Origin of the sequence: Vibrio sp. S/42/10, assembly GCF_029890535.1 — a bacterium.
In the GTDB taxonomy this organism is placed as follows: Bacteria; Pseudomonadota; Gammaproteobacteria; order Enterobacterales; family Vibrionaceae; genus Vibrio; species Vibrio cyclitrophicus.
In genome coordinates, this window is sequence record NZ_JAKMZC010000006.1 from 1 (window position 1) to 13,855 (window position 13,855).

Annotated in this window: 6 protein-coding genes, 2 tRNA genes and 1 riboswitch; of the genes, 4 read left to right on the plus strand and 4 right to left on the minus strand. The window is 43.8% G+C overall.

Going from position 1 to position 13,855, the window contains the following annotated elements; all coding sequences use genetic code 11:
- The first annotated feature begins 44 nt into the window (after positions 1-44).
- Positions 45-121: transfer RNA gene (locus tag L8S15_RS08765), tRNA-Asp, on the plus strand.
- A gap of 59 nt (positions 122-180) precedes the next feature.
- A tRNA-Trp gene (locus L8S15_RS08770) sits at positions 181-257 on the plus strand.
- A 536-nt stretch (positions 258-793) separates the two neighbouring features.
- Here the strand turns inward: L8S15_RS08770 and L8S15_RS08775 are convergent.
- Entirely contained in the window at positions 794-2,074 is a 1,281-nt protein-coding gene (locus tag L8S15_RS08775; RefSeq protein ID WP_010434305.1) for a sodium:proton antiporter, read from the minus strand.
- A 169-nt stretch (positions 2,075-2,243) separates the two neighbouring features.
- Here L8S15_RS08775 and metH point away from each other — a divergent pair, with 169 nt between their 5' ends.
- On the plus strand, positions 2,244-5,921 hold the full coding sequence (gene metH, locus L8S15_RS08780) for a methionine synthase (RefSeq protein ID WP_280572695.1): 3,678 nt from the start codon (positions 2,244-2,246) through the stop codon (positions 5,919-5,921).
- A 115-nt stretch (positions 5,922-6,036) separates the two neighbouring features.
- On the opposite strand, the gene lysC is transcribed toward metH, so the two are convergent.
- A complete protein-coding gene (gene lysC / locus L8S15_RS08785) occupies positions 6,037-7,404 on the minus strand; it encodes a lysine-sensitive aspartokinase 3 (protein WP_010434311.1) in 1,368 nt (455 codons plus the stop codon).
- Between the two features lie 109 nt (positions 7,405-7,513).
- A riboswitch (Lysine riboswitch) is annotated at positions 7,514-7,691 on the minus strand.
- Between the two features lie 176 nt (positions 7,692-7,867).
- On the opposite strand from lysC, the gene L8S15_RS08790 reads away from it, so the two are divergent.
- Complete coding sequence (locus L8S15_RS08790; RefSeq protein WP_280572698.1) at positions 7,868-9,007, plus strand: alanine--glyoxylate aminotransferase family protein; 1,140 nt, start codon at positions 7,868-7,870, stop codon at positions 9,005-9,007.
- A 98-nt stretch (positions 9,008-9,105) separates the two neighbouring features.
- Here L8S15_RS08790 and L8S15_RS08795 read toward each other — a convergent pair whose 3' ends face one another.
- Together L8S15_RS08795 and uvrA are read right to left on the minus strand one after the other, a co-directional pair.
- A complete protein-coding gene (locus tag L8S15_RS08795; RefSeq protein WP_280572700.1) occupies positions 9,106-10,869 on the minus strand; it encodes a PglL family O-oligosaccharyltransferase in 1,764 nt (587 codons plus the stop codon).
- Between the two features lie 96 nt (positions 10,870-10,965).
- Complete coding sequence (gene uvrA / locus L8S15_RS08800) at positions 10,966-13,797, minus strand: excinuclease ABC subunit UvrA (RefSeq protein WP_280572702.1); 2,832 nt, start codon at positions 13,795-13,797, stop codon at positions 10,966-10,968.
- Positions 13,798-13,855: the final 58 nt, after the last annotated feature.

Consider the following 13,855-nt stretch of genomic DNA (forward strand, 5'->3'; position numbering starts at 1 on the left):
CCAACCTGGGGATATGGACGCTCACTTAGTGAGTTGACCACTGCGGAGTGGTAGTTCAGTTGGTTAGAATACCGGCCTGTCACGCCGGGGGTCGCGGGTTCGAGTCCCGTCCACTCCGCCACTTATTCGATAACCTCGCCTAGTGCGAGGTTTTTTCGAATCTGAAGTAATGAAAGTTTTAGGGGTGTAGCTCCAATTGGCAGAGCAGCGGATTCCAAATCCGCGTGTTGGGAGTTCGAATCTCTCCACCCCTGCCATACTTAAGGCTCTAGCAGAAATGCTAGAGCCTTTTTGTTTTTGTTACTTTAGCTATTCCTATCTACTCGCACCTCTGGAAACCTATTTGTTGTAACCTTCCGTTTTTAGACTTAGTTGAAAAATAGAGTCTTTCTGCTCAACACTCATTTAATACCGCAGCTTCCGATAATGGCTAAAGTTATTGCTGCTAGGCTCTTAGTCTCATTACTTTTGTTTCAAGATTAAATGGTAAACCCTATCCAATTTATACTTATACAACTGAAGACCGATTTGGTGGGGATGCCCAATAGTGCTAAAGGTGAACGAGTTCTTTGCATGACTTGTCCCTAGTAAGAACTAGAATAGAGCTAAGATCGTTGTTTCACGAGTCTTCTACATAGTTATTAAATTTCTTTTGCCTTCTTTTGGTCTCAGCTCGATCTAGATTTTAGTCCACATAGATGCTTTTGAGTGTGGAATATTTGATGTGTCCAATTTATAGAGGATACAAAAAAGGCCACCTAAATTAGGCAGCCTAGTTTAATATTATGAGATGTTAATCTAGCTCTTTCTCTGCTTGCTTTGCTTTTTCGATCATAGGAGTAATTGTCGAGCCTTGTACTAAAATCGAGAATACAACTACCGCATAGGTCATAACGAGGATAACTTCTTTTACATCGATGAGCTTCTCTTCAATTACCCAAATGCCAGAAGGTATAGAAAGTGCCATAGCGAGAGCTAAGCCGCCACGTAAACCACCCCAAGTTAGAATTTTTATAGACCATGGGTTATAAGTTCTAAAGCGCTTAAACCCGATATAAGACAAGAAGACACTTAGGTAGCGAGCGCTTAGTACTAGAGGAACGGCGAACGCCATTAAGATCCAGTCTTCTTGGTGGAATTTGAATAGCAACATTGACATACCGATTAGTAAAAACAATACACCATTTAAAAACTCGTCTATTAGCTCCCAGAAATGGTCTAAGTGGTCTTCACTCTCTTTTGAGAATCCGATAAAGCGTGTCCAGTTACCAATCATGATACCTGATACCACCATTGCCAATGGTCCCGATACATGTAGAACTTCAGCAAAGGCATAACCAGCAGTTGGGATACCGATGGTTAATAGTAACTCCATCGAGTGGTCATCTGTATTGCTAATTAAGTAGTGGAATACGAGGCCTAAAGCAAAACCGTAGACAATTCCGCCAATCGCTTCTTGAACAAAAAGCATAGTTACACTGCTGACTGTTGGCGCTTCTGTACCAAATGCGATAGTAAATAGGGTTACGAAGATAACTAAACCAAAACCATCGTTAAATAGAGACTCTCCCTCGATTTGAGTAGAGATTCGTCTTGGCGCATCGAGTTTCTTTACGATGGCTAACACGGCAATTGGATCGGTCGGGGAGATTAGAGAGCCAAAGAGTAAGCAGTAAATTAGATCAAATTGAATACCGATGAACTGACAGAACCCATAGAGCACAAAACCAATAAAGAATGTTGAAAATAGCGTTGCCCCTAATGCGAGTACTGTTATTTCCCACTTTTGGTCTTTTAGGTTTGGTAATTTAATTCCCAACCCGCCTGCAAATAGTAAGAACCCTAATATCCCTTTTAGAAGGAAATCTTCAAAATTGATACTGGCAACGGTCTCTGAGGCAATGTCTGCCAATTGGAACCAATTATTTTGTCCCGCAATGATAATCAATAGAGATAGCATCATTGAACCAGCTGTGATGGCGATGGTTGTCTGCATCTTACCAATTTTGGTATTCACGAAAGCAATAAGCATGGCAGCAGCGGACAAGAAGCATAAGGTGTAATAGACCGACATTGGTATTCCAACATGTAACAAAGTATGAATATGAATTTTCGTTGTCTCATGCTCAAATAGCAAACATTATTTTGTCATGACTCGGTAATCAATTTCCTTTTTTAGACGTCTAGACTCCTTTTTAATGTGTGATAGGATGGAGGGATAATTAAAGGAATGAGGTTGTACTGTGGGAAGTAATGTAAGGCAAAAGATTGAAGCTCTGTTGAAGCAACGAATTTTACTGATCGATGGTGGCATGGGCACTATGATTCAGGACTATAAATTGGAAGAGCAAGACTACCGCGGTGAACGTTTTGCTAATTGGCATAGTGACTTAAAGGGCAACAATGACCTTTTAGTTCTTACACAGCCCAAGCTTATCAAAGATATCCATACTGAATATTTGGAAGCTGGGGCTGATATCCTCGAAACCAATACCTTTAATGCAACAACCATTGCTATGGCCGACTATGATATGGAAAGCCTTAGCGAAGAAATTAACTTTGCTGCTGCCAAGCTAGCTCGTGAAGCTGCTGATGAGTGGACAGCAAAGACTCCGGATAAACCTCGCTTTGTGGCAGGGGTGTTAGGTCCAACAAACCGAACGTGTTCTATATCCCCAGATGTTAATGATCCAGGCTACCGTAATGTTAGCTTTGATGAGCTTGTTGAAGCTTACTCCGAATCGACACGAGCACTTATTAAAGGCGGCTCAGATCTTATTCTTATCGAGACTATCTTCGACACGTTAAATGCAAAAGCATGTTCTTTTGCTGTTGAATCGGTTTTTGAAGAAGTTGGTATTAAATTGCCAGTCATGATCTCAGGCACCATAACTGATGCATCAGGCCGTACGCTTTCAGGACAGACTACTGAGGCATTCTATAACGCCCTTCGTCATGTTAAACCTATTTCGTTTGGATTGAACTGTGCACTCGGGCCAGATGAACTGCGAGAGTACGTTGGTGAGATGTCCCGTATCTCAGAAAGCTATGTTTCTGCTCACCCTAACGCCGGTTTACCTAATGCGTTTGGCGAGTATGACCTTTCTCCCGAAGATATGGCTGAACATGTTAAGGAATGGGCTGAAAGTGGCTTCTTGAACTTAATTGGTGGCTGTTGTGGTACGACACCAAAACATATTCGTCAGATGGCCGAGGCTGTTGACGGTGTAATGCCGCGCCAATTACCCGATTTGCCAGTCTCTTGCCGTCTTTCGGGGTTAGAGCCGTTGACGATCGCCAAAGAATCTCTGTTTGTGAACGTAGGTGAGCGTACTAACGTTACCGGCTCAGCTCGATTTAAGCGCCTGATTAAAGAAGAGCTTTACGATGAAGCGTTGAGTGTTGCTCGAGAGCAAGTAGAAAACGGTGCACAAATCATTGATATCAACATGGATGAAGGGATGCTAGACGCTGAGGCGTGCATGGTTAAATTCCTTAATCTATGTGCATCTGAGCCAGAGATCTCGAAAGTGCCAGTCATGGTCGACTCTTCAAAATGGGAAGTTATTGAAGCGGGTCTGAAATGTATTCAGGGTAAAGGCATCGTTAACTCTATCTCATTGAAGGAAGGGAAAGAGAAGTTTGTCGAGCAAGCTAAATTAGTTCGTCGTTATGGTGCCGCAGTCATTGTGATGGCCTTCGATGAAGTCGGCCAAGCCGATACTCGAGAGCGTAAAGTTGAGATCTGTACCAATGCCTACAACATTCTTGTTGATGAAGTCGGTTTCCCACCTGAAGATATTATTTTCGATCCGAACATTTTTGCAGTTGCGACGGGCATTGACGAGCATAACAATTATGCGGTTGATTTTATTGAAGCAGTAGGAGATATCAAACGCGATCTCCCTCATGCAATGATCTCTGGTGGTGTATCGAATGTTTCGTTCTCGTTCCGCGGTAATAACTACGTTCGTGAGGCAATCCACGCAGTATTCCTATACCACTGTTTCAAAAATGGTATGGATATGGGTATCGTAAATGCCGGGCAGTTAGAGATTTACGATAACGTGCCTGAAGATTTACGTGAAGCGGTTGAAGATGTAGTACTTAACCGTCGTGATGATTCGACAGAACGTTTGCTTGATATGGCAACCGAGTACCTAGAGCGAGCCGTTGGTAAAGTTGAAGATAAGTCAGCTCTAGAATGGCGAACTTGGCCAGTAGAAAAGCGCTTAGAACACTCTTTAGTGAAAGGTATTACCGATTTTATTGTTGAAGATACCGAAGAAGCTCGCGTTAATGCCTCTCGCCCTATTGAGGTGATTGAAGGCCCATTAATGGATGGTATGAACGTGGTTGGTGATCTGTTTGGTGAAGGTAAAATGTTCCTTCCTCAAGTAGTGAAATCTGCCCGTGTTATGAAGCAGGCGGTAGCACATCTAGAACCATTTATTAATGCAACTAAAGATGTTGGTGCGACTAACGGAAAAATCTTACTGGCGACCGTAAAAGGCGATGTTCACGATATTGGCAAAAACATTGTGGGCGTTGTCTTGCAGTGTAATAACTACGAAATTATCGATTTAGGCGTGATGGTTTCATGTGAAAAAATCCTTAAGGTAGCTAAAGAAGAGAATGTCGACATTATTGGTTTGTCGGGTCTGATTACCCCTTCTCTTGATGAAATGGTACATGTAGCCAAAGAGATGGAGAGACAAGGCTTTAAGCTGCCTCTTCTTATTGGCGGAGCAACGACATCTAAAGCACACACTGCGGTTAAGATTGAGCAGAACTACTCTGAGCCAGTTGTTTATGTCAATAACGCATCTCGCGCTGTAGGCGTTTGTACTTCATTACTCTCTGATGAATTGAAACCTGCTTTCGTTGAGAAGTTGAACATCGATTATGATCGAGTTAGAGATCAACACAATCGTAAAAAACCTCGTACCAAGCCCGTCACACTTGAGAAAGCTCGTGCCAATAAAGTTGCTATCGATTGGGATGCCTACACTCCCCCTGCACCCGCTAAGCCGGGAGTACATATTTTCAGTGATTTTGATGTAGCGACTTTGCGTCAGTACATCGACTGGACTCCGTTCTTTATGACATGGTCATTAGTTGGTAAGTACCCAGCAATCCTTGATCACGAAGAGGTGGGGGATGAAGCTAAACGACTATTCAAAGATGCCAACGATTTGTTGGATCGCGTAGAGAAAGAGAAGTTACTTGAAGCTCGTGGTATGTGTGCCATGTTCCCTGCGAACAGTGTGGGTGATGATATCGAGGTGTATACCGATGAATCCCGTACAGAAGTGCTGAAGGTTCTGCATAATCTTCGCCAGCAAACCGAGAAGCCAAAAGGTTTTAACTACTGCTTGTCAGATTACATTGCTCCAAAAGACAGCGGTAAAGCTGACTGGATTGGTGGCTTTGCGGTTACTGGCGGTATTGGTGAGCGAGAGCTTGCTGATGAATATAAAGCTAATGGTGATGATTACAATGCGATTATGATTCAGGCGGTTGCGGACCGTTTGGCTGAAGCGTTTGCAGAATATTTACACAAAGAAGTGAGAAAGGACATTTGGGGTTACTCGCCTGATGAGGATTTGTCTAACGACGATTTGATTCGAGAGAAGTACCAAGGTATTCGTCCAGCTCCGGGTTACCCTGCTTGCCCAGAACATACAGAGAAAGGCACATTGTGGGAGTTGATGGACGTTGAAAAAGCCATCGACATGTCACTAACCACGAGTTACGCAATGTGGCCAGGTGCCTCAGTGTCGGGTATGTACTTCTCTCATCCTGATTCGCGATATTTTGCGATTGCACAGATTCAACAGGATCAAGTAGAAAGCTATGCTGATCGTAAGGGCTGGGATATGTTGGAAGCTGAGAAGTGGTTAGGTCCAAACATTAACTAGTTTGAATCTATGACGAGCTTTGGTTCGTAAAGTAAAAAAGAGAAAGGGTTGCTCAAGAGCAACCCTTTTTGTATCTGGGGTTTGGTTAATTAAAACCAATTAATTAACCATCGCCTTATTCAAATAACTCTTGGTGAAGTTTTTGGATCGCCAACTTAGAAACAGATGCATCTAGCAAGAAGCACAAGTTGTGTGGGCTTGCTCCGTAACAAATCATACGTAGATTGAAATCTTCCAGAGTGCCAAACACCTGCTTTGCATAGCCTTTATTTTCACTCATGTTGTTGCCAATAAGCGCAACAAGGCATAGGTCGTGTTCAATATCTACAGAACACAACTCTTCAAGCTCCAGTCGAGCAGCTTCTGGTAACTCAGGAGCACCACCTGATGTGTCTGTTTGATCGAGAGTCAGTGAGACACTGATCTCTGAAGTCGTGATGAGATCGACTGAGATCTTATGTTTAGCAAGGATCTCGAATACCTTCGCCAAAAAGCCGTAAGCATGGAACATGTTTGCACTGCGAAGTGTAACCATCGTTTGGTTGCAACGAAGAGCAAGTGCTCTGAATAATGGTGAGCTTTCAACTTCTTGGCGAATCCAAGTTCCACCTAACTCTGGTGCTTTAGAAGAGCCGACAAATACCGGGATTTGGTGGCGCAATGCAGGTACTAGAGTTGAAGGGTGCAGTATCTTCGCACCAAAGTTTGCCATTTCCGATGCTTCGCTAAAACTGATCTCTGGAATAGGAGATGCTTTCGGTGCGATGCGTGGATCTGTCGTGTAAATACCCGGAACATCTGTCCAGATTTCCAACCCCATTGCCTGTACTGATTCGGCGATCAGCGCGGCGGAATAATCGCTGCCACCACGGCCTAAAGTCGTGGTGTTACCTTCGCTATCTGCACCGATAAAGCCTTGAGTAACCACAACTTGCTGTTGGCAAAGTGGTATAAGCTTCTCTTTTGCTAGGGCTGAAATATCTTCAAGTTGTGGTTCTGCTTTACCAAAATCACCATTAGTGCGCATCACTTCTCTGATATCAAAACGAACGGCTGGTGTACCTCGTTCACGAATAATCTGAGCCAAAATGTGTGTCGACATCAGCTCACCACATGCGACAAGGTGATCTGTCAATTTAGTGCTGGCTTGAAATGATGCAGCTTCTGCGGCGCTCGCAATATCATCGAGAATACAATGTACGTCTTTTTCGATACTGATTGGATCAGCTAGCTGATCGAGAATTGCGTTATGAATGTCAGTCAGTTGCGTCATCAAATCCTGACGACGAGCTTTGTCTTGAACCCCATTCGCGAGTTCAACGAGTAGGTTGGTAACGCCAGAGCATGCACTGCTCACGACCAGTTTCGTATTCGAGTTATTTTCAATAATAGCAGCACAACGGCTCATTGCTTCAAAGTTGGCAACACTTGTTCCACCAAACTTAGCGACATTAAAAGAACCAGCTACATTAGATGCACTCACGATATATCTCCCACGACTTCCTAAAATAAAATTACGGTTGGGTAATCCAACGTCCGATGTTTTTCGAAGAGAGTATTTAGAGCAAAAAGAGAGGAATTATTAGAATAGTAACCTCAGAAGCTCCTCACCATATAGAAATGGCGACAGTTGCCGGGATTCAGCCCGCTCAACCGATAATAAAGGTCCTGCATCCTTTTATTATCTCGGCACTGCTCCCCCTTAATGTTTTGTATTGGAAATGCGGTTCCACAAAACATCTGCCTGGGCAGTGCTCCTCTTCTGCTAGATAGCCATTTCATTGAACGTGTTTGCGGTAACAATGTCAATCCGTAACTGGAGATATTTAAAAAATAATTTTAACAATTATGTGACACTGGTGTGACCTCAATACTTATGGCTAATTGCTGAGGTAATCAATTTGCTTTAGGGTGGATTGTTCACAACATTAACGTAAGGGATGTACATGTCTAATTTAACACTCACTACTGCTATTGATAGCTTTTATCCACCGCACCGAACGTTAATGGGACCGGGTCCTTCAGACATTTCGCCTCAAGTCTTACAGGCCTTAAGCCGCCCAACCATTGGTCACCTCGACCCGTTATTTATCGCGATGATGGATGAGCTGAAACAACTCCTTAAGTATGCATTTCAAACAGAGAATGAATTTACGATTGCTGTCTCTGCTCCAGGCAGTGCAGGCATGGAAACCTGTTTTGTTAACTTGATTGAGCCTGGCGAGAAGGTGATTGTTTGTCGCAACGGTGTCTTCGGTGAGCGTATGCGAGAAAATGTGGTTCGCTGTGGTGGTGAAGCGATCCTTGTAGATGATGAGTGGGGCAAGCCCGTTTCCGTTGAAAAGGTCGAAAAGGCATTGGCAGAAAACCCTGATGCAGTTGCTGTCGCATTTGTGCATGCAGAGACGTCTACTGGCGCGTTATCGGATGCTCAAGTTATCTCAGCTATCGCTCGTCAGTTTGATGCGTTAACGATTGTTGATGCAGTAACGTCTCTAGGTGGTGTGCCATTGCTGGTTGATGAGTGGCAGCTTGATGCAGTTTATTCGGGTAGCCAAAAGTGTCTATCTTGCGTACCTGGACTATCTCCGGTTACTTTTTCTCAGCGTGCTGTTGATAAAATGAAAGCCCGCCAAGCGCCAGTGCAAAGCTGGTTCCTAGATCAAAGTTTAGTATTAGGTTATTGGAGTGGCGAAGGTAAGCGTAGTTACCACCACACGGCGCCGGTGAATAGCCTGTATGCTCTGCATGAGTCGTTGGTTTTATTGAAAAATGAAGGCCTAGACAACACTTGGTCACGTCACTATGCGATGCACCAAGAACTGAAAGCTGGCGTAGAAGCTTTGGGGTTAAAATTTGTGGTTGACGAAGAGAGTCGCCTACCTCAATTGAATGCGCTTTACTTCCCTGAAGGGATTGATGAAGCCAAAATAAGAACGCAGTTGTTAGAAGAGTATAATCTTGAAATCGGTGCAGGCCTTGGTTCTTTGGCAGGGAAGGCTTGGCGTATTGGTTTAATGGGTTATGGCGCTCGTAAAGAGAACGTCGCATTGTGCTTAAAAGCACTAAAAGATGTATTAGAATAATTAATCGTAAAATTCGAAAAAAAAGCGCACGAGAGATCGTGCGCTTTTTTTGTGCCTAACTTAAGCCTCCAAAGTCTACCGCTTTAGCTGCATCAATATCACTTGGCAGAAGATACGTTGTTCTCAGCGGCTGAAATTTTCTTATACTGAACTTTTGAAAAATCTCTATTTGGAAATAAGAAGCTTGCTTCGCTCCGAATTTGTTCTGCTTTGCTGTGATCGCCTAAACCCTGGTACGCGAGGATTAGGTTACTGTAAAACGCGGGTCTTGGTTTACTCTTTATTATTTCCAAAGACCAATCAACATAAGGCTGAATAAGACTCGGATCAGCTTTGTAGAGCCCAATGTTGAGATACGTGCTGTACACATCCCAATCATAGCGATCTTTCCATACTACGGGATTCGTAACTTGCTTAAGAATATCTGGGTTCTTCGGCTTAGATTGTTCAAATTGAGTCAGCACATAATTGGTATGCAGCGCGCTCAACATATAGAAGTTCACCAAGATCGGAATCACTAAGCTCGACACTCTAAAGAGGGTTTTACTGACGATACTAAACGACTGTTGATAGTGCCGAGAAGAGCGTTGATCAACCCAGTAAATCAAAATGATAAAGGTTATCCAGTGAATCGCAGAGTGATAAAATGGATACTCGAGCTGAGAATGCAAGAGTATGGGTATAAATAGCGCGAGCAGTGCTAGACGAGTTCCTTTAGCCGAACTGGCTATACGTGACATCACCAGCACCGCAGCAATCAAGATACCGATGATTGGTACTATCCCGCCCTCTACGCCCCAAAAAAGAAACTCATTGTGAGGGTGATCCATGGATGGAAGGCCGGGGTGATAATTCGAGTTAAGTTGATGCTGGCGAGCCGTATATAAGGTGTATTCAGGTTCAAACTTCCCGTAACCATAACCTGTAAATGGCTTTTCTATCATCATGTCTAACGCTTGTGGAAAGGTATAGGCTCTTGGGCTTTCTAAATTGGTTCTTTTGCTCGCGAGACTATCCGTTGTGCTCAGGTTAATAACCGTAAACGCAACAGCGATACCGACTACTACTGATGTGCACCATCCGTAAAATCGCTTCTTAGTCGAGAATTTGTATAGGTAAGGCAGAATGCATATCAACCCTATTACCGCTGCCAACCAACCCGTTCGTGATGCAATAATAATTAATAGAGGTACGGTTAAGGTTGGAGTTAAATAAAGTAAAATCGACTCGCTAATCTTGTGGTTATATTTCGCGGGTTGTCTCGCAAGAAGATAAGCAGAAAGCACAAAGCCAGTGGCTAGGAAGCTGGCCATAACATTGGGTTGTTGGAAGATCCCGTAAGGTCGATTAGCAGCCGTGTTGTAGCCAAATGGGTTTCCTGGCTCTAAGGCAAAATATTGTACATAACCAAACAACGCTTGAATGACGACAGCGAGTACAATGAACCACAATATACGTTGCTTGTGTTTATTGCTGAATTTAAATTGCTGGAGGACGACGAATAACGCAAAGCCTGCCCACAATCCAAGCAAGCGCCCTGATGCTCCTTGAGGTGATGCGTTGCTGTAAAAGATGGGTAGCGTAAGTATGATGCAGCTAACCAGTAAACCAACGGTTAGTTTGGAATATTTGAGCACCCGGTTAGTCGCTAGCTGATAAAAGCCAATCGCTAACGTAAAGCTTAGTGCTAACCAAGTCATAGGGTTAAAGGATAAAGCTAGGCCAGAGCCCCCAGGGTTCGGCATGAAAAAATGCATAGCTAATAAGAATACGACAGCTAAAGAAGCAAGAAAGGCTTTATTGAGTGGTAGCTGAGTTATCTGATTTTCTAGCTGGGTACCGCTAGTATGTATTGTTGCCATAAATCCCTAACCTTATAAAAACAGAGCTTGTTCCTTTTGAAACAAGCTCTGTTACTTTAACATTTTTCTGTCTGCCCGCAGGGCGCTATTTTACACCTACTTCAAATTTAACATAGGCTTAAGGAAGCGAGCAGTGTGTGAACCTTCGACTAACGCCACATCTTCAGGTGTACCCTCTGCAACAATCTCACCACCACCTTGACCACCTTCAGGGCCTAAATCTAATATCCAATCTGCGGTTTTGACGACATCTAGGTTGTGTTCAATCACAACAACCGTATTTCCGTGATCACGCAGCCTGTGTAGAACCGTGAGTAGCTGTTGAATATCATGGAAATGAAGGCCAGTAGTTGGTTCATCTAGAATGTATAAGGTTTTTCCTGTATCTCGTTTAGATAGCTCACGTGCGAGTTTGATACGTTGTGCTTCACCGCCGGATAAGGTTGTTGCTGCTTGCCCAAGACGGATGTAAGAAAGACCAACATCCATTAAGGTTTGTAGCTTACGAGCAATCACAGGAACAGGGTTAAAGAATTCGCGCGCATCTTCCACTGTCATCTCTAGAACTTCGTCAATGGTTTTGCCTTTATAGCGAACTTCTAAAGTTTCACGGTTATAACGCTTACCTTTACACACATCACACGGCACATACACATCGGGTAAAAAGTGCATCTCTACTTTGATCACACCGTCTCCCTGACACGCTTCACAGCGACCCCCACGAACGTTAAAACTGAATCGTCCTGGTTTATAGCCACGAGATCGCGACTCTTGTGTACCCGCAAATAACTCACGGATCGGAGTAAAGATCCCAGTATAAGTAGCAGGGTTTGATCTTGGTGTACGACCGATAGGGCTCTGATCGATATCAATCACCTTATCAAAATGTTCTAGCCCTTTGAGCTTCTTATGCGGCGCAGCTACGGCTGTCGTCGCACCATTGAGTTGGGTATGAGCGATCTTAAAAAAGGTATCGTTGATTAGCGTAGATTTACCGGAACCTGATACGCCTGTGATACAGCTAAACAAACCGACTGGAATGGTTGCCGTGATATTTTTGAGGTTATTACCTGTCGCCCCGACTATCTCAACGACCTTCTTTCTGTCGATAGGTGTTCTTTCTGTTGGTATAGCAATTTCTTTTACACCGCTCAGATATTGCCCAGTTAATGATTCTGGGTTATCGAGAATATCTTGCATTGTCCCTTCAGCAACCACATGGCCGCCGTGAACCCCGGCACCTGGACCGATATCAATAACATGGTCAGCGCAGCGAATCGCATCTTCATCATGCTCAACGACAAGTACGGTATTGCCTAAGTCTCTTAGGTGAACTAAAGTTTGAAGTAGGCGTTCATTATCGCGCTGGTGGAGACCAATCGATGGTTCATCGAGTACGTACATAACACCAACCAAGCCTGCGCCTATTTGGCTTGCTAAGCGGATCCGTTGTGCTTCTCCGCCAGATAACGTTTCTGCACTGCGTGATAGGTTGAGATAATTCAAACCGACATTAACTAAGAAATGCAGTCGGTCATTGATCTCTTTCATCACTTTATCTGCGATTTGTCCACGTTGACCGTCTAGCTTCAATTCTTGGAAAAATTGCAGTGCATCGGCAATGCTGAGCTCAACGATTTCAGGCAGTGTGGTGTCACCAATAAAGACGTTTCTTGCTTCTAATCTCAAACGAGTGCCGTTACAGCTAGAACAAGATTTTGTCGAAATATATTTAGCTAAGTCTTCACGCACAGCGCTTGACTCGGTGTCGTGATAACGACGTTCTAAAGTGTTGAGAATACCTTCAAATGGATGACGCTTAACTCGAATGTCACCACGATCATTGATGTATTTGAATTCTACTTCTGTGCGGCCAGAGCCTTTCAGGATGATCTCTTGAGTTTTCTTTGGCAGAGAATTAAATGGAGAATAAAGATCAAAACCATAATGCTCTGATAGTGACGTCAACATTTGGAAATAGTAATAGTTCTTTTGATCCCAACCTTTAATTGCGCCTTCAGCAATGCTCAGATTGTCATCCAAAATAACCCGACTTGGATCGAAATATTGCTGAACACCAAGGCCATCACAAGTACCACAAGCGCCTGCCGGATTGTTGAATGAAAATAGACGAGGCTCAAGCTCCTGCATGCTGTAACCACATTTCGGGCAAGCGAAATTTGCAGAGAACACAATCTCTTCTTGTTCTGTTTCATCCATCCAACCGACAACTGCAATGCCACCAGAAAGCTCTAATGTCGTTTCGAAGGATTCAGCAAGTCGTTGCTGAAGATCAGGACGAACCTTGAACCTATCAACGACGACTTCTATGGTGTGCTTTTTATGCAACTCGAGGATTGGCGGATCGGATAAGTCACAGGTTTCCCCATCAATTCGAGCGCGGATAAAACCTTGAGCGGCTAAATTCTCAAGTGTTTTAACGTGCTCACCTTTGCGCTCTTTGACGATGGGTGCCATTAGCATCATCTTCGAGCCTTCAGGCAGTTCTAACACCTTATCGACCATTTGACTGATGGTTTGTGCAGCCAAAGGAGTATTGTGATCTGGGCAGCGTGGTTCACCTACTCGTGCGTAGAGCAGTCTTAAGTAATCATAAACCTCGGTGATTGTACCCACGGTTGAGCGGGGGTTGTGAGAGGTTGACTTTTGTTCTATTGAGATAGCAGGAGACAAACCTTCAATGTGGTCAACATCAGGCTTTTCCATAAGGGATAGAAATTGACGAGCATAGGCTGACAAAGACTCAACATAGCGACGCTGCCCCTCGGCATAAAGGGTATCAAACGCAAGTGACGACTTTCCTGAACCAGATAATCCTGTGATAACAATGAGCTTATCTCGGGGAATGGTTAGGTTGACGTCTTTGAGGTTATGCGTGCGAGCGCCTCTGATTTCTATTTTATCCATCTCAATAGACCATGTAATTTTAAGTGGCTAAAGTATTACATAGAGTGAGATTTGTGCA